General features: G+C 71.7%; 20 protein-coding genes and 2 tRNA genes. 10 read left to right on the top strand and 12 right to left on the bottom strand.

Annotation, left to right across the window (positions count from 1 at the left end; translation table 11 throughout):
- Positions 1–80 precede the first annotated feature (80 nt).
- The 3 genes from AOM01_RS14290 to AOM01_RS00885 all read left to right on the top strand — a co-directional run bounded on the left by AOM01_RS14290 (position 81) and on the right by AOM01_RS00885 (position 1,731).
- Positions 81–548 carry a DUF4190 domain-containing protein gene (locus AOM01_RS14290; RefSeq protein WP_062287616.1) on the top strand — a complete coding sequence of 156 codons (468 nt, stop codon included), beginning with the start codon at positions 81–83 and terminating at the stop codon, positions 546–548.
- 124 nt (positions 549–672) lie between these two features.
- A complete protein-coding gene (locus AOM01_RS00880; protein ID WP_062287618.1) occupies positions 673–1,092 on the top strand; it encodes a DUF4190 domain-containing protein in 420 nt (139 codons plus the stop codon).
- A gap of 96 nt (positions 1,093–1,188) precedes the next feature.
- Positions 1,189–1,731, top strand: a complete 543-nt coding sequence (locus AOM01_RS00885) for a DUF4190 domain-containing protein (protein WP_156155772.1) — start codon at positions 1,189–1,191, stop codon at positions 1,729–1,731.
- A gap of 74 nt (positions 1,732–1,805) precedes the next feature.
- Here the strand turns inward: AOM01_RS00885 and tig are convergent, their stop codons facing one another.
- The gene (gene tig / locus AOM01_RS00890; RefSeq protein WP_062287622.1) at positions 1,806–3,131 is read right to left on the bottom strand and encodes a trigger factor; all 1,326 of its coding nucleotides are present in this window, start codon (positions 3,129–3,131) and stop codon (positions 1,806–1,808) included.
- Positions 3,132–3,314: 183 nt separating this feature from the next.
- On the opposite strand from tig, the gene AOM01_RS00895 reads away from it, so the two are divergent.
- Both AOM01_RS00895 and AOM01_RS00900 read left to right on the top strand, forming a co-directional pair.
- Complete coding sequence (locus AOM01_RS00895) at positions 3,315–3,740, top strand: MarR family winged helix-turn-helix transcriptional regulator (RefSeq protein WP_062287625.1); 426 nt, start codon at positions 3,315–3,317, stop codon at positions 3,738–3,740.
- Positions 3,737–4,954: an MFS transporter gene (locus tag AOM01_RS00900; RefSeq protein WP_062287628.1), complete on the top strand. Its 1,218-nt coding sequence runs from the start codon at positions 3,737–3,739 to the stop codon at positions 4,952–4,954. The genes AOM01_RS00895 and AOM01_RS00900 overlap by 4 nt, the downstream gene beginning before the upstream one ends.
- A 12-nt stretch (positions 4,955–4,966) precedes the next feature.
- Here AOM01_RS00900 and AOM01_RS00905 read toward each other — a convergent pair whose 3' ends face one another.
- Entirely contained in the window at positions 4,967–5,524 is a 558-nt protein-coding gene (locus AOM01_RS00905; RefSeq protein WP_062287631.1) for an NYN domain-containing protein, read from the bottom strand.
- Positions 5,525–5,556: 32 nt separating this feature from the next.
- Between AOM01_RS00905 and AOM01_RS00910 the strand changes: the two genes are divergently transcribed.
- Both AOM01_RS00910 and AOM01_RS00915 read left to right on the top strand, forming a co-directional pair.
- Positions 5,557–6,141, top strand: coding sequence for a GNAT family N-acetyltransferase (locus tag AOM01_RS00910; protein ID WP_062287634.1), 585 nt, complete (start codon positions 5,557–5,559; stop codon positions 6,139–6,141).
- The gene (locus AOM01_RS00915) at positions 6,141–6,527 is read left to right on the top strand and encodes a DUF1304 domain-containing protein (RefSeq protein ID WP_062288560.1); all 387 of its coding nucleotides are present in this window, start codon (positions 6,141–6,143) and stop codon (positions 6,525–6,527) included. The genes AOM01_RS00910 and AOM01_RS00915 overlap by 1 nt, the downstream gene beginning before the upstream one ends.
- Before the next feature lie 10 nt (positions 6,528–6,537).
- Here the strand turns inward: AOM01_RS00915 and AOM01_RS00920 are convergent, their stop codons facing one another.
- From AOM01_RS00920 to AOM01_RS00935, 4 genes are all read right to left on the bottom strand, one after another.
- A complete protein-coding gene (locus tag AOM01_RS00920) occupies positions 6,538–7,134 on the bottom strand; it encodes a cation efflux transmembrane domain-containing protein (RefSeq protein ID WP_062287638.1) in 597 nt (198 codons plus the stop codon).
- Between the two features lie 31 nt (positions 7,135–7,165).
- Positions 7,166–7,834, bottom strand: a complete 669-nt coding sequence (locus AOM01_RS00925; protein ID WP_062287641.1) for a DUF4386 domain-containing protein — start codon at positions 7,832–7,834, stop codon at positions 7,166–7,168.
- Positions 7,835–7,945: 111 nt separating this feature from the next.
- Complete coding sequence (locus AOM01_RS00930; protein ID WP_062287644.1) at positions 7,946–8,524, bottom strand: hypothetical protein; 579 nt, start codon at positions 8,522–8,524, stop codon at positions 7,946–7,948.
- Entirely contained in the window at positions 8,521–9,432 is a 912-nt protein-coding gene (locus tag AOM01_RS00935; protein ID WP_062287647.1) for a hypothetical protein, read from the bottom strand. Before AOM01_RS00935 ends, AOM01_RS00930 begins: the two co-directional genes overlap by 4 nt.
- Positions 9,433–9,619: 187 nt before the next feature.
- Here AOM01_RS00935 and AOM01_RS00940 point away from each other — a divergent pair, with 187 nt between their 5' ends.
- Positions 9,620–10,039, top strand: a complete 420-nt coding sequence (locus tag AOM01_RS00940; protein ID WP_062287650.1) for a DoxX family protein — start codon at positions 9,620–9,622, stop codon at positions 10,037–10,039.
- Positions 10,040–10,106: 67 nt separating this feature from the next.
- On the opposite strand, the gene AOM01_RS00945 is transcribed toward AOM01_RS00940, so the two are convergent.
- Positions 10,107–10,180 (bottom strand) — tRNA-Pro (locus AOM01_RS00945).
- A 90-nt stretch (positions 10,181–10,270) separates the two neighbouring features.
- Between AOM01_RS00945 and AOM01_RS00950 the strand changes: the two genes are divergently transcribed.
- Positions 10,271–10,341: transfer RNA gene (locus AOM01_RS00950), tRNA-Gly, on the top strand.
- A 244-nt stretch (positions 10,342–10,585) separates the two neighbouring features.
- Here AOM01_RS00950 and AOM01_RS00955 read toward each other — a convergent pair.
- From AOM01_RS00955 to AOM01_RS00975, 5 genes are all read right to left on the bottom strand, one after another.
- Positions 10,586–13,435 (bottom strand): aminotransferase, encoded by a 2,850-nt coding sequence (locus AOM01_RS00955; protein WP_062287654.1) that lies wholly within the window; start codon positions 13,433–13,435, stop codon positions 10,586–10,588.
- 78 nt (positions 13,436–13,513) lie between these two features.
- A complete protein-coding gene (locus AOM01_RS00960) occupies positions 13,514–14,461 on the bottom strand; it encodes an aldo/keto reductase (RefSeq protein ID WP_062287657.1) in 948 nt (315 codons plus the stop codon).
- Between the two features lie 35 nt (positions 14,462–14,496).
- The gene (locus tag AOM01_RS00965; RefSeq protein WP_062287661.1) at positions 14,497–14,913 is read right to left on the bottom strand and encodes a DUF1761 domain-containing protein; all 417 of its coding nucleotides are present in this window, start codon (positions 14,911–14,913) and stop codon (positions 14,497–14,499) included.
- 112 nt (positions 14,914–15,025) lie between these two features.
- Positions 15,026–15,481, bottom strand: a complete 456-nt coding sequence (locus AOM01_RS14550; RefSeq protein ID WP_062287665.1) for an SRPBCC family protein — start codon at positions 15,479–15,481, stop codon at positions 15,026–15,028.
- A gap of 94 nt (positions 15,482–15,575) precedes the next feature.
- On the bottom strand, positions 15,576–16,043 hold the full coding sequence (locus AOM01_RS00975; RefSeq protein ID WP_062287668.1) for an SRPBCC family protein: 468 nt from the start codon (positions 16,041–16,043) through the stop codon (positions 15,576–15,578).
- A 374-nt stretch (positions 16,044–16,417) separates the two neighbouring features.
- Here AOM01_RS00975 and cysK point away from each other — a divergent pair, with 374 nt between their 5' ends.
- Complete coding sequence (cysK, locus tag AOM01_RS00980; RefSeq protein ID WP_062287670.1) at positions 16,418–17,353, top strand: cysteine synthase A; 936 nt, start codon at positions 16,418–16,420, stop codon at positions 17,351–17,353.
- Positions 17,354–17,396 lie beyond the last annotated feature (43 nt).

The following is a 17,396-nucleotide window of genomic DNA, read 5'->3' on the forward strand; positions in this document are numbered from 1 at the left end:
GTTTCCCCCCTGGTTTCGCTACGGGGAGAACGGCTAGGGTCGCGACGGGCGCGAGGGACGCCCACGACGACGGGAGAGAGATGTCCACCACGAACGACCCCTTCAGCCAACAGCCCCCGGAGGGCACGATGCGCCCGGCCGAGTCGAGCGTGCAGCCGCACCAGGGATGGGAGCCGCAGGCCACCGCGGAGACCCCCGCGCCGGCAGCCGCGGACCTCCCGCCCGCGCCCGCTGCCCCGGCCCCGGCGCCCACGGCCCCCGGGTACGCGGCCCCGCCCGCGCCCTCGGCCGGCTACGGCGGCTACGCGCCGCGCCCCGCGAAGACGTGGATGAACATCACGTCGCTGGTGACGTCGCTCGTGGGCCTGGGCCTGCTCGGCGTGATCTTCGGCCACCTCGGCGTCGCGGCGGCCAAGCGCGGCGAGGCCGACTACAAGGGCATGGGCATCGCGGGCCTCATCATCGGCTACATCGGGATCGTCGCCACGATCATCTACGTCATCGCGATCATCGCGTTCGTGTCGGCGGGCACCGTCACGGTCCAGTAGTCCCCCTCGGGGCCATCCCCGACCCGCGCATCGTCCGGATCACACCGGGGGACGATGCGCGGGCCGGGCGGCGCTCGATAGCGTCGCCTGAGGAGGCGGCCACCCGGCCGCCGAGGAGGAGACCATGTCCACGCCCCAGGAACCGTTCGACCCGGCCGCCCCGCGGCCCATCCCCCCGTACGCGCAGCAGGCGCCTCAGCCGGCCCCGCAGCCCGCCTACCCCCAGGCGCCGTACGCCCCGCAGCGCCCCGCGGGAACGGACAAGAACTGGATGGGCGTCACCTCGCTCGTGCTGTCGCTCGCGGGCCTGTTCACGGGCATCACCGCGATCGTCGGCATCGTGTTCGGCCACCTCAGCCTGAGCGCCGTCAAGCGGGGCGAGGCCGACAACTGGGGGGTGGGTCTCGCGGGACTCATCATCGGCTACGTCATCACGGCGCTCGGGCTCCTCGTGCTCATCGGCCTGTTCGCCGTGTTCGGGTGGGCCGTCTCCGAGTGCGGCGGCTCGAACGCCGCCGACTGGTGCACGTCGACGGGATCCTGACCCGCCCCGCCACCACCCGGACCGCCCGCCGCGCCCGCCAAGGCGCGCGCGGCTAGCCTGGAACAAGACCGCGCATACGCCATCCGAGGAGGGATGATGTCCACACCAGACGAGCGCGAGAACGCGCCGGAACCCACGCCCGCGGAGCCCACCGCGTATCAGCCGGCCCCGTCGACGGAGCCCACCCCCGCGGAACCCACGGCACCCGCCGCGCCGGCCGCGGCATCGTCCCCTCAGGCGGGACCGCAGGCCACCCCGCCGCCCGCCCAGCCATACGCCCAGCCGGGTGCGCAGCAGCCGGGCTACGCGGCCGCGCCCCCGCCGCCCGCGTACCAGCGACCCCCCGGTCAGGCCGGAGCGAAGACGTGGATGAACATCACGTCGTTCGTCACGAGCATCCTGGGGCTGGGCCTCGTCGGTGTGATCTTCGGCCACCTGGGCGTCTCGGCGTCCAACCGCGGCGAGGCCGAGCTCAAGGGCCTCGGCATCGCGGGCCTCATCATCGGCTACCTGCAGATCGTGCTGGGGATCATCGCGATCGTGATCGGCATCACGTTGTTCGTCAGCTGCGCCAACGACCCGCAGTGCGTCGACTTCTGGACCCAGCTCGACCAGGAGATCAACGCCCTCGCGGCCTGACGCGAGACCCCCGGCAACAGCACAGCGCCCGCCTTCCCCGAGGGGAGGGCGGGCGCTGTCGCGTCTGCTGAGGGTTACTCGGCGGCGGCGTCCTCGGCCGCGGCCTCCTCGGCCTTCTCGTCCTCGATCGAGCCGATGACCTCGGAGAGGTCCACCGCGGTGCCCGCGGTGTCGACCACGGTCGCGCGGCGCAGCGCGAAGGCGGTGGCCTTCGAGCGGGCGACCTCGGCGACCATCGCGGGGATCTGGCCGGCCTGCTCCACCTGCTGGATGAAGGTGCCCGGGTCCATGCCGTACTGGCGCGACGAGTTGATGAGGTAGTCGAGGAGCTCGGGCTGCTCGACGTCGATGTCCAGGTCGTCCGCGAGCTGGTCGAGGAGGATCTGGGTGCGGAGGGCCTTGGTGGCCTCCTCGGTGACCTCGGCGCGGTGCTCGTCGTCCTCGAGGCGGTTCTCGTTCTCGAGGTGGCTGTGGACCTCGTTCTCGATGACCTTCTTGGGGAGCTCGAAGTCGGTGGCCTCGACCAGCTTCTCGAGGAGCTTCTCGCGCGCCTCCATCGCCTGGTTGTTGGTCTTGATGCGCTTGGCCTGCTCGGTGAGGTCCTCGCGGAGCTCGGCGATGGTGTCGAACTCGGAGGCGAGCTGGGCGAAGTCGTCGTCCGCCTCGGGCAGCTCGCGGGTCTTGACGGCGGTCACCTTGACGGTGATCTGCGCGGTCTCACCGGCGTGGTCGCCGGCGGCGAGGGGGCCCTCGAACGTGGTCTCCTCGTCGGCGGACAGGCCGGTGATGGCCTCGTCGATGCCCTCGAGCATGTTGCCGGCGCCCACCTGGTAGGAGGTGCCCTGCACGGTGTCGATGGTCTCGTCGCCGATCACGGCGGTGAGGTCGATGGTGACGAAGTCGCCCTCGGCGGCGGGGCGGTCGACGCCCACGAGGGTGCCGAAGCGCTCACGAAGCGCGTCGAGGCGACCGTCGACGTCCTCGTCCGAGACCTCGATGGGCTCGACCTCGATGGTGAGGTCGGCGGGCGCCGGGAGGGTGACCTCGGGGCGCACCTCGACCACGGCGGTGAACTCGAGGCCCTCGTCGCCGTCGACGACGCCGGGGACCTTGGTGACCTCGACCTCGGGCTGGCCGAAGGGACGGATGCCCGTCTCCTTGACCGCCTCGGTGTACCAGCCGGGCAGGCCGTCGTTGACGGCGTGCTCGATGATGGCACCCTTGCCGACGCGCTGCTCGAGGACCTTCGCGGGGACCTTGCCCTTGCGGAAGCCGGGGATCTGCACCTGCTTGCCCACGTGCTCGTAGGCGTGCTTCATGGTGTCGGCGAGGTCCGCCTCGGTCAGGTTGACCGTGAGCTTGACGGTCGTGGCGTCGATCTTCTCGAGGGCGCTGGTCACTACGTACTCCTGGAATTGGATGGTGGGGCCCGCGGGGGCTCCGTCGGCTCCCGCTGGTCGGGCAACCCTGCAATCGTACGCGCCGCACGCGTGCAGACCAATTCGGAGGGGACGATGCGGGGCACGGCGACGCGCGGACGTCCCGTCGCGCGCCTTTCGATAAGTGAGTTATATTCCTGACTTATGGACTCACGTCGCCGCACCATCGTGGAGCTGGTCTCCCAGACGCAGCGTCTCACCCGTCTCGCCGCGCAGGCCACGGGCAACTCGACCCCCGCCTCCGCGTGGCGGCTGCTCGCGATCCTCGATCGCGAGGGACCGCAGCGCGTGGGGACGCTCGCCGCAGCCGTGCGGGTCAGCCAGCCCGCGCTCACCCAGCTGTCGCAGCAGCTGTGCGAGCAGGGCCTCGTCACGAAGGGCTCCGATCCGGCCGACGCCCGCGCCTCGGTGCTCTCGATCACCGACGAGGGCCGCGTGGCCATCGAGGACTGGCGCGCGGAGCTCGGCGGCGCCCTCTCCCCCTACTTCGCCTCGCTCGATGCCGCGGCCTGGGAGCACCTCGCCGCCACGGTCGACATCCTCACCTCTCTCGACAAGGAGCACCTGTGAGCCCGTCCCTGCTCCAGCAGCCCAAGGCCGTCTGGGCCGTCGCCTTCGCGTCCGTGGTGGCGTTCATGGGCATCGGCCTGGTGGACCCGATCCTGCCCGCGATCAGCGAGTCGCTCGACGCCTCCCCCACCCAGGCGGAGCTGCTGTTCACCTCGTACCTGCTGGTCACCGGCCTCGCGATGCTGGTCACCAGCTGGGTATCGGGGCGGATCGGCACGCGGTGGACGCTGCTGGTCGGGCTCGGACTCGTGGTCGTGTTCGCCGCGCTGGCGGGCGCGGCCGGGTCCGTGAACGAGATCATCGGCCTCCGGGCCGGCTGGGGCCTGGGCAACGCGCTGTTCATCTCGACCGCCCTCGCCACCATCGTCGGCGCGGCCTCGGGCGGTGCCGCCAACGCGATCATCCTCTACGAGGCGGCGCTGGGCCTGGGCATCGCGATCGGGCCGCTGCTGGGCGGCCTGCTCGGCTCGGTCTCGTGGCGCGCGCCGTTCTTCGGCACCGCGACGCTCATGGCCATCGCCTTCGTCGCGCTCGCCGTGCTGCTGCGCGGCGACGCGACGCCGCGCGTGCGGGTGCCGTTCAGCGCCCCGTTCCGCGCCCTGCGTCACCCCGGGCTGCAGCGCCTCGCGATCACGGCGCTGCTCTACAACATCGGCTTCTTCACGCTGCTCGCGTACACGCCGTTCCCGCTGGGCTTCGACGCGATCGGGCTCGGGCTCACCTTCTTCGGCTGGGGCCTGGGCGTCGCGATCACCTCGGTGTGGGTCGCTCCGCTGCTCACGGCGCGCGTGCGCCGCACCACGGTGCTGGCCGTCACGCTCACGCTGCTCGCCGTCGATCTCGCGGTCGCGGCGGTCGTGGTCGCGACGCCCGCCGCCCTGGTCGCCTGCGTCGTGGTGGGAGGGCTGCTGCTGGGCGTCCTCAACACGGTGTTCACCGAGGCGGTCATGGAGGTCACGGACCTCCCGCGCACCGTGGCGTCCTCCGCGTACTCGTCCGTCCGCTTCCTCGGCGGCGCGGTCGCGCCGCCGCTCGCGGCGTGGCTCGCGGCGCAGGCCGGCGACTGGCTGCCGTACGTGGTCGCCGCGATCGCGGTGCTGGCGGGCGCCGCCGTGGTGGCCGCCTCGCGCGGCGTGCTCGCGCGCGTCGACGCCCACCTGGGCGAGCCGGCCGAGGTGGAGGCCGAGGCGATCTCCGTGGGCGACGCGGCCTGACGGCCGCGTCGGCTACAGGAACTGCTGCGGGTCGAACTCGGCGATCGGGATGATGCGCACGCGCGGCAACGACTCGTTGAACGCGTGCACGTCGTACTCGAGGTCGAAGAACTCGAGGCCCCGCTCCTGCAGCTCGATGAAGCCGCTGTTGCGGAACTCGACGAACCCCGCGAGGCCCACGCGACGCCCGTCGAGCAGGTCCTCCATGCCGTCGACGAAGTCGCCGTCGTTGCTCACCAGCACCACGTCGGCGTCGCGCTCGCGCAGCGCCTCCATGGTCCGCTGGATGGCCATGTCGACCACCTTCTCGTGCGGCGCGCCGGACAGCGGCACCGGCCGGAAGCCGATCGCGAGCAGCGCCTGCACGAACGTCATGGGCAGCTCGTTGTTCGCCGCGAGGAAGAACAGGCCCTGCGACTGCTGACCCCAGCGCTCCTCGACGTGGCGCAGCACGCGCTCCCAGCGCGGGCGCTCCTCCGGTCGCGGGCGGCGGCCCAGGATGGACGTGCCGAGGGTGGCGTCGATGTTCTCGCCGTCGACCAGGACGTAGGTGACCCGCTTGTGTGCCATGCCTGGAGCCTACGCGGGCTTAGCCTGACCGCATGAGCGAGCCGCGCATCGTCCCTGCCAACCGGGCGTCTCGGGCGGACCTCGACGTCATCATGCGCGAGGGCGGGGATGCGAACTCCTGCCGCTGCCAGTGGTTCAAGCTGCCGCAGAAGGACTGGACGGCGACGGGCCGCGAGGCGCGGGACGATGCGCTGGTCGCCCAGGCGGGTTGCGACCGGCCGGGCGCGACGGCCACCTCGGGGCTGGTCGCGTACGTGGGCGACGAGCCCGCCGCTTGGGTCGCGGTCGAGCCACGCGTCGCCTACCCGCGGCTGCGCACCGCGCGGATCCCGTGGTCGGGTCGCGACGAGGACAGGGACGACCCGGGCGTGTGGGCGGTCACGTGCTTCGTGGTCCGTCGCGACTTCCGAGGCCGCGGCCTCGCGAAGGCGCTCGCCATCGCGGCGGTCGCGCACGCGCGTGCCGGCGGCGCGACGGCCGTCGAGGGCTATCCACGGGTCGAGGGCGGCAGCGTGTCCGACCTGTACGTGGGGTCGCGGGAGATCTTCGCGGCGGCGGGCATGATCGAGGTGTCGCGGCCCACCCCGGGCCGCGCCGTGATGAGGGTGGAGTGGTGATGCTGGTCGTGTCGATGGGGCTCGCGGGGCTCGCGGCGGCGGTGCACGTGTACATCTTCTGGATGGAGTCGTTCGCGTGGACGCGGCCGGCGACGCGGAAGGTGTTCGGGATCGCCACCGAGGAGGAGGCGCAGACCACGCGCGCGCTCGCCTACAACCAGGGCTTCTACAACCTGTTCCTCGCGCTGATGGCGGTGGTGGGCATCGTGCTGCTCGCACTGGACCAGACCGCGGCGGGCGCCGCGCTGGTGTTCGCGGGCTGCGGCTCGATGGCTCTCGCGGCGCTGGTGCTGGTCGCGGGCTCGCGGTCGTACGCGAGCGCGGCCGCGAAGCAGGGCGTGCTGCCGCTGCTCGCCGTGGTGACGCTCGCGATCGCCGTGGTGTGACGCCGGGACTCTAAGCCTCGGCCCGCCGCGCCTCCAGCCGCTCCTGTGATGCAGCCCGCCACACCTTGACGCCCGCGTCGGCGTTGAGGACGGCGATGCCCACGCCCACGACGATGTCGGGCCATCCCGACACCCACGCCAACGCCAGGACGGCGGAGCCGATGATCGCGACGTTCGCCAGCGCATCGTTCCTGGCGGACAGCCAGGCGGCACGTGCGAGCGACCCTCCGACGTGCCGGTGCCGCGCCAGGATCGCGGCCGCCGCGAGGTTGGCGGCCAGCGCGCCGAGCGCCGTCACCGTGAGCGGGACGGTATCCGGCCGTGTCGGGTCGAGAATCTTCGCCACCGCGGTGATGAGCGTGACGGCCGCGGGCACCAGGATGACGATCGCGAGGGCATGGCCCACGCGGGCGCGGCGGTGGAGCGGCCACGCGGCGGCCACGAAGATCAGCATGTTGAGGACGCCGTCCTCGAGGAAGTCGATCGAGTCGGCCACCAGCGCCACCGAGCCGATGACCTGGGACACCGTGAACTCCACCACCGCGTACGCGAGGTTGATGAGCGCGACGGCCAGGACGGCGCGCCGCAGGGGGTCCAGGCGGGTCATGCCCCCAGCCTGGCATGCCGTGGCGTTGGCTCTAGGTGTAGCGTCGCGTCGCCGGGTCGCGGGCGCCGCGCACCAGCAGCCAGAGCGAGAGCCCGACCTCGGCGAGGAAGCTCACCGCCCACGCCGGGTAGCTGAGCTCACGATGATCGGGAAGCAGCATCGCCTGGAGGAACCAGAACGTGACGGCCACCGCATCGAGAAGCACCAGGTAGCCGAGCAGCCGTGGCACCACACCGCTGCGCAGCAGCAGGATGCCGAGCGGTACCAGCCACGCGCCGAAGAACACCTGGGCGGCGACAACGCCGTAGCCGTGAAGCGCGATCGCGGCGTCGACCGGCCCTGCGCCGCCTTGCGCCAGCGCAGCGGCCAGCTCGACGAGCCCGGCGACGTGCACCGCAGCCCCCACCGCATTCAGCACAAGGAACAGGAGCGCGCCCGCTTCGCCGTGCGGGCGCAGCAACACGTAGAGCATCCAGGCCGCGAGCAGGAACAGCAGATCGGCGAGCATCGCCAGCACGAGGCCCGCGCGGAAGCGGACCTCGGCGGTCTCGATCACCCGGGCGAGGGCCGCATCGTCGCTGAGACCGATGTCGCCGATCACGTCCGCAAGGATCGAGAGCAAGACGAAAGCAAGGTAGAGAGCACCCGCGGTTCGCGCGGCGCGCGACCGGCGACGGTGCTCCTCGGCGTCACTCGACATCGCGCCACCTGAGCCCGTTCTCCTCGCCCCCTACAAGTCAAGCACCACGGAAAGGCTTGCGCTCGCCGCCACCGCCACACCAGCCCGCCGCGCGCGCGACGCGTCCGACACTCACGGCGCAGGCGTGCAACCGGCCGGCGGCGAGTTGCCGCTGATCGAGAAGTCCTCGCATGTGAGGTAGTACGGGTGGAGCCATCCGAGCAGGGCGCTCAGCACCGCGATCACCGTCACGACCCCAGCGGCGGCGAGCCACCCGCGCGCCGGCACCGCCTCGACCAGGTCGTGTCGCAGGGTGGTGAGCAGCACCCACAGCATGGCCGGGAGGCCCACGAGGGTCACGGCGGCGCCGAACCACCGCAGCACCGTGGCGACGACCCCGCCGGTGGGCGGCGTCGCGAGCTCCGCGACCACCCACAGGCTGGGCAACGCGAGACTGGCGAGCAGCGGCCCGGGCGGGCGCGGACCGCCCTGCTTGAGCAGGACCACGAGAAGCGCCGCCGTCGCCGCGGCCCACAGCAGCAGGATCTGCTCGAAGAACACCTGACCCCACGCGCCGAGCTGGAACGCGGGCCACCAGATGATGGTCGATGTTGCGACCACGAACGCGCCGACCGTGCGTCGGGCGCGCTGCGTCTCCGTGGGCGGCGGCGTACCCGTGCCGGCCCCCGGCGCCGGCGATTCGGCAGTCACCGGGCCTCCGCCGGCAGACCGGCCTCGCGATACTCGAACGTCTGGACCGTCCAGAAGATCGCGAACAGGCCCAGCAGGCCGAACTCGAGCCAGAACACCAGGTGGCTCGCGTCGCTGGTGCGGTTGCGGAGCTCGATCACCGCGACCACCACGCCGACCGCGAGCACCGCGCCCATGGCCCACGCGATCGCACGGTAGAGCGGGCCCGCGCGCACCGCACGTCCCGGCAACGGCACGGTGCGCGTGCTCTGCCGCGCGTTGATGATCGCCACGAGGATCATCGCGACGATCGCGCCGATGGCGGCGGCGTAATGCCCGAGATCGAGGATCAGGCCCCTCACGGTATCGCCGTAGCGGCCGGCGTAGCCCGGCACGAAGGCGAGCCACAGGACGCACGCCGCGGCGAACCCCCAACGGTCCGAGCGATCCCCCCAGCCGCGCGACCGGAGCGTGAACGTCGCGAAGATCAGTCCCGCGGCACCCACGACGGCGAGCGTGGTCACGGTGACGTCCGCGTAGGGCACGAAGTCCTTCGGCACGCACATCTCGCGCCGGGGGCACCTGGCGCCGGGGATGCCCGGATCGCCCTTGAGTGGGGTCGGGATCGCCGCGACGATCGGCAGCAGCAGGCCCGCGGCGTCGAGCAGGTTGTTCTCGAGGCCGCGACGGCCACGGATGACGATCGCCATCACGCCCGCGGCGAACAGCGAACCGACGAAGACGGTCTGCACGGGCGTGTAGAAGTAGGCGCTCATCGAGCTGAGCCACCTGCCGGACCACGCGATGTAGACCGCGAGCCCGACGAACAGCAGCACCACCATGGCCGCCACCGCGACGCGCATGTACAGGTAGGTGCGGACGATCCCCTCCGACAGCCCGTCGTCCTCGGGCTCCGCGTCCGTCCCCATCGAGTCCCCCTCGATCGCGTCTCTCCCATTGAAGCACCGGGGTCCGACGCGGTGCCGGGCGGCCACCCGCCCCCGCACGCGTCCGCGCGGCCCGCGACGGCCGCATCGTCCCCCGCCGGCAGTAGTTGACACATCAACTGCATGCCTCTACATTTACTTCAACCTACAAGCAATCAAAGGACTGGCAATGGACACCGTCTTCCTCATCGCGCGCATCCTCGTCGCGCTGATCTTCCTTCTCTCGGCCGTCGGCCACCTCACGAGCGCCGACGCGATGGCGCAGTACGCGAACTACAAGGGCGCCCCGGGCGGCAAGTCCGGTGTGATCCTGTCCGGCATCGCGATGGGCGTCGGCGGCCTCATGATCCTGCTGGGCTTCTACGGCGAGATCGGCGCGCTGCTCATCGCTGCGACGCTCATCCCCGTGACGTTCTTCATGCACGCGTTCTGGAAGGAGACCGACGCCCAGGCGCGTCAGACCGAGCAGATCTCGTTCAACAAGAACCTGGGCCTCATCGGCGGCGCGCTCGCGCTGTTCCTGCTGTTCGCGAGCCAGGGCGCGGCGCTCGGGCTGACGATCACCGAGCCGCTCATCTCGATCGCGTAAGGCACGCACGCGAGGGGGCGGCCCGGTCGGGCCGCCCCGTCGTCGTCTCCACGGTCGTGGTGGTCGGTCGGGGTGACAGGATTTGAACCTGCGACCCTCTGCTCCCAAAGCAGATGCGCTACCAAGCTGCGCTACACCCCGTCGCGCCCGTCCGCGGGGCGCTGTTCCTCGCTCGCGCGAGGCTCCGCTACTCTAGTACGCGCCGAGCACGCGTCAGCGCCGGTCGGCTTCGCGGGTGTAGCTCAATGGTAGAGCCTCAGTCTTCCAAACTGATGGTGCGGGTTCGATTCCCGTCACCCGCTCTCGTGTGATGTGTCGGGACAGCGTTCACAGACGTCTCGGGTCATCGTTCACAAAGGCCCCTCCTCCGGGAGGGGCCTTCCTCGTTCCCGAGCGGCGTCCGCGCGCTCTGAAGCGGCGTCGACTCGCTCCGCTGATCGGATCGTGCAGAGAAGTCGCGACGGATCTGATGCGGTGTATCAATCCAACCGGCCGCGCCGCGGCGAACCAGCCCTGCCCGGGCGCACCGGACCCCTCCGGCGCGGCTCACAGCGCCGCCCACGCCTCCCGGCGCACCATGACCCGCTCGAGCGCACCCAGGAACCGTTCCACCGCCACCGAGTCGATCGTGAGCGGCGGCTTGATCTTGAGCACGTTCTTGTGGTCGCCGGTCGGCTGCACCACCACACCCTCGAGCAGCATCGCCTCGCAGATCTCACGCGCCGCGACCGGGTCCGGCTGGTCCGGTCCGCCCGCGACCACCTCGAGGCCCAGGTACAGCCCCATCCCGTGCACCGCACCGAGCGCCGAGAACCGAACGGTCAGCCCCATCAGACCGTCCCGCAGGAGCGCCCCGACCACGCGGGCGTTCTCCTGCAGCCCGTCCTCGTCGAGCACGCGCAGCACTGTCGACCCCACCACGGCACTCACCGGGCTGCCGCCGGCCGACGAGAAGAACGACCCCTCCACCGCGAACGCCTCGGCGATCGCACGCGTGGTGATGACCGCGCCCAGCGGGTGGCCGTTGCCCATCGCCTTCGCGACCGCGATCACGTCCGGCACCACGCCCTGCTGCGCGAATCCCCAGAAGTGCTCGCCGAGCCGCCCGTAGCTCACCTGCACCTCGTCGGAGACAACCACGCCACCGCGCGCCCGCACCGCCTCGTACAGACCCGCGAGGTAGCCGTCGGGAAGCAGGATCCCGCCGCCGTTGCCGAAGATCGGCTCGGCGACGAACCCCGCCAGCACGACCCCCGCATCGTCCATCTCCGACAGCCGCGCGAGCGCGTCCTCCAGGTAGCCACCCGCATCCGACCCGCGGTGGCGCCCGCGGTACGTGTTGGGCGCGTCGAGCAGGTGGACCCAGTCGGGCCGCGACTCGAGCGCGCCCGGGTTGTCGCCCAGCGACGTCGAGATCGCATCCGCGCCCACGGTCCACCCGTGATACGCCTCCGTGAGGGCGAGGATGTCCGTGCGACCGGTCGCGGCGCGCGCGACCCGGATCGCGAGGTCCACGGCCTCGGACCCGCTGTTGACCAGCATCACCGTGTCGAGCCCCTCCGGCGCCCGGGCCGCAAGCGCCTCGGACAGCTCGACCACCGCCTCGTAGTGGAACCGCGAGTTGGTGTTGAGACGCCTGAGCTGACGCGCGACGGCGTCCGCGATGCGCGGCTCGCCGTGCCCGAGGATCGCGACGTTGTTGACCATGTCGAGGTAGCCGCGGCCGTCCGTGTCGAGCAGGTGGTGCCGCCAGCCACGCTCGATGCGCGGGGGTGCCACGTAGTAGTGCTCCTGGACCTGGGCGAACGCGGCGTCGCGGGCGTCCAGCAGGTCGCCCGGCGTCCGGGGGGACGATGCGGCGGCTACCCTCCCCAGCAGCGGCGCCGGGTCGGGGCACAGCCGGGTCCAGGCGTCCGCGTGTTCAGCCGTGACCATCTCCGGCGGCACCAGCCCCGGTACCGCGCAGACCTGCACGTGGAACGGTCCGTCGGCCCGCGCGAGGAGCGTGCCCGTGACGATGTCGTCGTCCGGACCGACCACCGTCGATGCACGCGACAGGTAGACCGTCACACCGGTGTCGAGCTGGACCGCGAGGTCGCGCGGCCCGTGCATCGCCGCGAACCCCGGACCCGGGCTGCGGATCTCGGTCCCCACCGGCACCAGCACGTCCACCCCGAGCGCGACGGACCGTGGCGCGTCACCGGTCACCGCCTCCGGGGTCAGCCGGCGCTCGCCGTGGCGCGTGACCGCAGCCCATTCGCCCGCACCCGCCCGCAGGACGTCCTGAGGCCACGAGCGCCACAGCCACGCACCCCCGTCGGCGGCATCGCCCAGCACCGACAGGTCGACCTCGGGCGCGTCCGCGAGACCAGCGACCATCGGCACGACGCCGTCCATCGACACGGGTGCAACCCGACCGAGCCGCTCCATCAGCAGCAGCTCCGCCTCGTCGTACCCGAGCGTGAGGGCACGCTCCAACATCCGGTCCTCGAGCACGCGGCGCACGCGCGCGTAGTCGTTGCCCGGGTCCTCGGCCAGCACGCGCTCCCCCGCCGCCGCCAGCACCACCGCCCGCGACACGACCAGCGGCCAGAGCGCCGCGATCTCCTCGCGCGTCTGCGGGACCACCGCGTCGAACGCGGCGATCGCATCGAAGGCGTCGCTCACGGCCGGCCCATCATGCTGGAGCAGCGAGCACGCGAGCACCGCAACCTCCGCCACCAGCCACCCACGCCCCAGGTCGCCGAAGTCGATCACGCCCGCGATCGCGCCGTCCACATCCACCACGACGTTGTCGGCCGTCAGGTCGCCGTGGATCGGCTGGACGCGCAACGCGTCGCGCACGTGCAGCAGCCGGAACTCCGCCTCGGCGAGCACCGACGGCAGCTGCTCCAGGTACACCCCGCCGAGTGCCGGCATCGCCTCGTCGAGCACCCGGCGCGCCTCGCGCAGGTCCCAGTCGCCGCCCTCTCCCAGGCCCGGGTGGTCGAAGCCCTCCAGCGCCGCGACCACCGCTCCGGCGGTCGCGCCGAGCGCGGCGGGCAGGCCGGCGGAAAGGCGGGCACCGCGGGGCGGCTCACCCTCGAGGAAGTCGAGCACCCGCGCATGCGCGCCACCGTCGAGCGGCACCAGCGAGCGACCGTCGCGGGCAGGATGCACACGCGGCACCGCGACCCCGGAACCGGCCAGGTGCGCGAGAGCGGCATCCTGCGCCTCGAGCTCGCCCCGCGCGATCCCGCCGTGCGAGACCTTGAGCAGCCTCCGCGACCCGTCGGCCAGCGTGAGCAGCACGTTGCGATCCTCGTTGCTGCCCAGGTCCCGAGCGGCGAGGACGTCGAGCCCCCACTCACGGGCGGCCAGATCACGCAGGTAGTCGAGCGAGAGCGAGTGGTTCATGATGCGCGCATCGTGTCACGCCACCCGACCCCACGCCCGGCGACGCGCTCGCGACGCCGGGCGACCCGCGCATCGGCCCTACGCGGAGGCCTCCGTCAGCGCCGCGATCTCGTCGGCGGAGAGGTCGAGCGTCATGGCCGCGAGCAGCGGCTCGAGTTGCTCGACCGAGCGCGCCGACGCGATGGGCGCGACCACGGTGGGCTGCTCGCGCAGCCACGCGAGCGCGACCGAGGCGACACCGACGCCGTGCGCCGTCGCCACCGAGTCGAGCGCCGCGAGGACGCGCCGGCCGCGGTCGTCGAGGTACTCGGACGCGCCGGCCGCACGCGGGCTGTCGACAGTCGCGCCGTCGCGGTACTTGCCGGTGAGGAAGCCCTTCGCGAGCGCCCAGTACGGCAGGACGCCGAGGCCGTGCCGCTCCGCGGCGTCGCGCAGCCCGCCCTCGAACTCGCGCTCGACAAGGTTGTAGTGCGGCTGCAGCGCGACGGGACGGTGGAGACCCTCGCGCTCGGCGATGGCGAGCCATGCGTCGATGCGCGCGGGCGTGTAGTTGGACAGCGCCATCTCGCGGACGAGCCCCTCGTCGATCAGCTGCGAGAACGCGGCCGCGGTCTCCTCAAGCGGCGTCGACTCGTCGTCGAAGTGCGCGTAGTAGAGGTCGATGTGGTCGGCCTGAAGACGGCCGAGGCTGGCGCGCGCGGCGGCGGCGACGTTGTCCCCCGACAGCCCGGAGAACTCCGGGTGCTGGCTCACCTTGGTCGCGATGAGCACGCGGTCGCGACCCCCGCGGCTCGCGAGCCACTCGCCGATCACCGTCTCCGACTCCCCACCCGAGTGGCCGGGCACCCACGCGGAGTACGCGTCGGCGGTGTCGATCATCTCGCCGCCGCCGTCGACGAATGCGTCGAGGACGGCGAAGGAGGCGTCGCGGTCGGCGGTCCAGCCGAAGACGTTGCCGCCGAGCGCGAGCGGTGCGCGCGAGAGGTCGAGGGATCCGAGGGTGGTCGAGGCGATCTCAGTTGTCATGCATCCATCAACCATCGCCGGCCGCGAAGATTCCCTCAGAACAGCCCGAGGATCAGGCCGGCGATGCCGAGCGCCACCGTGTCGTGCGCGGTGTCGATGAGCGTGACCCCTGGGCTGCGCACCGCGAAGCCGTTGTGGATCGCGTGCGCGCCGCCGCGGAACACCAGGCCGATCAGCGCGCCGAGCGCCAACCCTCCACCCCAGGAATCGATCCCCAGCCCTGCCATCAGCATCGCGAGCAGGATGACGCCGAGCACGTTGAACACGATGGTCCCGCCGAACGCGGCGCCCATGTTGGCGTCCTTCATCAGGTCGTCGGTGACGCCCGCCTTGTCCCGCCACACCTTCCAGAACCCGGCCGGCGAGTACCACCACCACCCGATCGCGAAGCTCACGACGAACGCGACGAGCACCCCGATCCAGCTGATCCCCTCGAACGTGAACCAGTTCATGACCCCTCCCCGGGTCCACGGGTCGCCGCTGCGACCCCTCATGCCGAGCGTATCGCCGGGCTCCGACACCAGGGGGGACGATGCGCGGGTCGCGACGCGCGGTCGGCTCGCCTCAGGCGGCGGTGCGCCCCTCCGCCGCCTCCGCGATGTGAGCCAGGTCCTGGTCGAGCGCCTTCCGCGTCGCCCGCATGCCCGCCTTGCCGAACACGAACCAGCCGATGCGCTGCGCGGGGCCGGGGTTCGGCGTCTCCGCGGAGAAGTCGCATACCAGCAGGGTGCCGGCCTCGGTGGGCTCGAGCGTGTAGACGGTGAGGTACTCGGTGCCGCGGGACTCCGCGTGGATGCTGGTGGAGCGCGGCGGCTCGGATGCCACGACCTCCATCTCCTCGGTCTCCTCGCGCCCCCACATCTTGCGCGTCTCGCGCCACCGGACGCCCACCTCGTAGCCCTCGCCCTCGAGTCGCTCGAGGCTGACGATCGCGGGGATCACCTCGGCCGCATAATCGAGGTCGGTGATGATGTCCCAGACCCGCTCCACGGTCGCCGCGATCTCGCGTTCGACGCTCACACTGTGCCCGACCATCGTCGATCCCCTCTGCCGGCAGTCCGCCCAGGCTAACCCGCGCACCTCCCGGCCCGGGCATCGTCCCGAGGAACGGCGCCTAGGAGAAGTGCCTGATGAGGTCCCCGATGTCGGCTTTGAGCCGCACCGTGCCGCCCAGCGTGAAGAAGCGGGAGATCGCGCGCCGCATCGCGCGCTCCGCGATGGACGGGTCCGGGTGGTAGACGTGGAACACGCGACGCACCAGGGTCCCATCCTCGGACTCGGCGAGGAACGTGGTGCACGTGAACGTGCCGTCCTCCCCCACACGCTCCTGGACGAGCCGGTGGTACGGATCGACGGCGACCGTGGTGAGGCGCACCACCACGGGGTCGCTGCTGGCGTCCTTCTCGGTGAGCTGCAGGACGTGCCCGACCTCGCCGGGGATCCCGGCCTCCGTGACGGCTTGGCTCACCATGGTGAACACCTCGACACGCAGATCGGGGTCGGTCAGCGCATGCCACACGTCCTTGGCGGCGGCGGGCACCATCCCCTCGCGCTCGACCGAGACATCCAGCGGCCCTGACATGACCCCTCCTTCGCGGGACGTCCGGGGCGCGCCCCTGCTCCCACCGTAATAGCAGGAGCGGCGTTGCGTCGGAAGGGTTGCCCCGGTCGCGGGCGCGGCGCTAGCCTGACCCCGAAGCCCACGAAAGGTCTGGACGATGAGCATCGAGCGCAGTGCGGCCCCCGCACCCGCCTCTGCCGTCCCGACGTGCGCTCTCTGTGACACCTGCTGCCGCTGCTGCGGCTGCTGCTGTCTGTAGAGCGCTGGAAGCGCCTCGCCCGGCCTAGCCGCCGAGCCTCGCCCTCACCCAGCGCTCGCCCCGGCATCAATCGCGATGCTCCTGTGTTGTGCACCCAGAAGTACCCACCTCTCAAGGGAAAAGAGGAAGTAACCCCATGGCACGCATCTACGAGGACGTGACCGCCCTCATCGGCAACACTCCGCTGGTCAAGATCAACGCGCTCGCCGAGGGCGTCGACGCGACCGTGCTCGGCAAGCTCGAGTTCTACAACCCCGCGAACTCCGTCAAGGACCGCCTGGGCGTCGCCATCGTCGACGCCGCCGAGGCGGACGGGTCGCTGACCTCGGGCGGCACCATCGTCGAGGCCACCTCCGGCAACACCGGCATCGCGCTCGCCATGGTCGGCGCGGCACGCGGCTACAAGGTGGTCCTGACGATGCCCGAGACCATGTCCAAGGAGCGCCGCGCGCTGCTGCGTGCGTTCGGTGCGGAGCTGGTGCTCACCCCCGGACCCGAGGGCATGCGCGGCGCGGTCGAGGCCGCGAACAAGATCGCCGAGGAGCGCCCCGGCTCGATCCTGGCCCGCCAGTTCGCGAACGAGGCGAACCCGGCGATCCACCGCCGCACCACCGCGGAGGAGATCTGGAACGACACGGACGGCGAGGTCGACATCGTCATCGCCGGCATCGGCACCGGCGGCACCATCACGGGTGTCGGCGAGGTCCTCAAGGCCCGCAAGCCCGGCGTGCAGATCATCGGTGTCGAGCCCGCCGAGTCGCCCATCCTCAACGGCGGCCAGCCCGGACCGCACAAGATCCAGGGCATCGGCGCGAACTTCGTGCCCGAGATCCTCAACACGGAGATCTACGACGAGATCTTCGACGTCGACGCCGAGACCGCCGTCGCCACGGCCCGTGCCGCGGCGCGCAAGGAGGGCCTGCTCGTGGGCATCTCCTCCGGCGCGGCGCTCCACGCCGCCATCGAGGTCGCCAAGCGTCCCGAGAACGCCGGCAAGACCATCGTCGCGATCATCCCGTCCTTCGGCGAGCGCTACCTGTCCTCGGTCCTCTACTCGGACCTCATGGACTGACGCCCGTCACGCCCTCCTCACGTCCCCAGCAGTCCCCACCCGG

It is taken from the genome of Demequina phytophila, from assembly GCF_000971135.1.
Classification (GTDB): domain Bacteria; phylum Actinomycetota; class Actinomycetes; order Actinomycetales; family Demequinaceae; genus Demequina; species Demequina phytophila.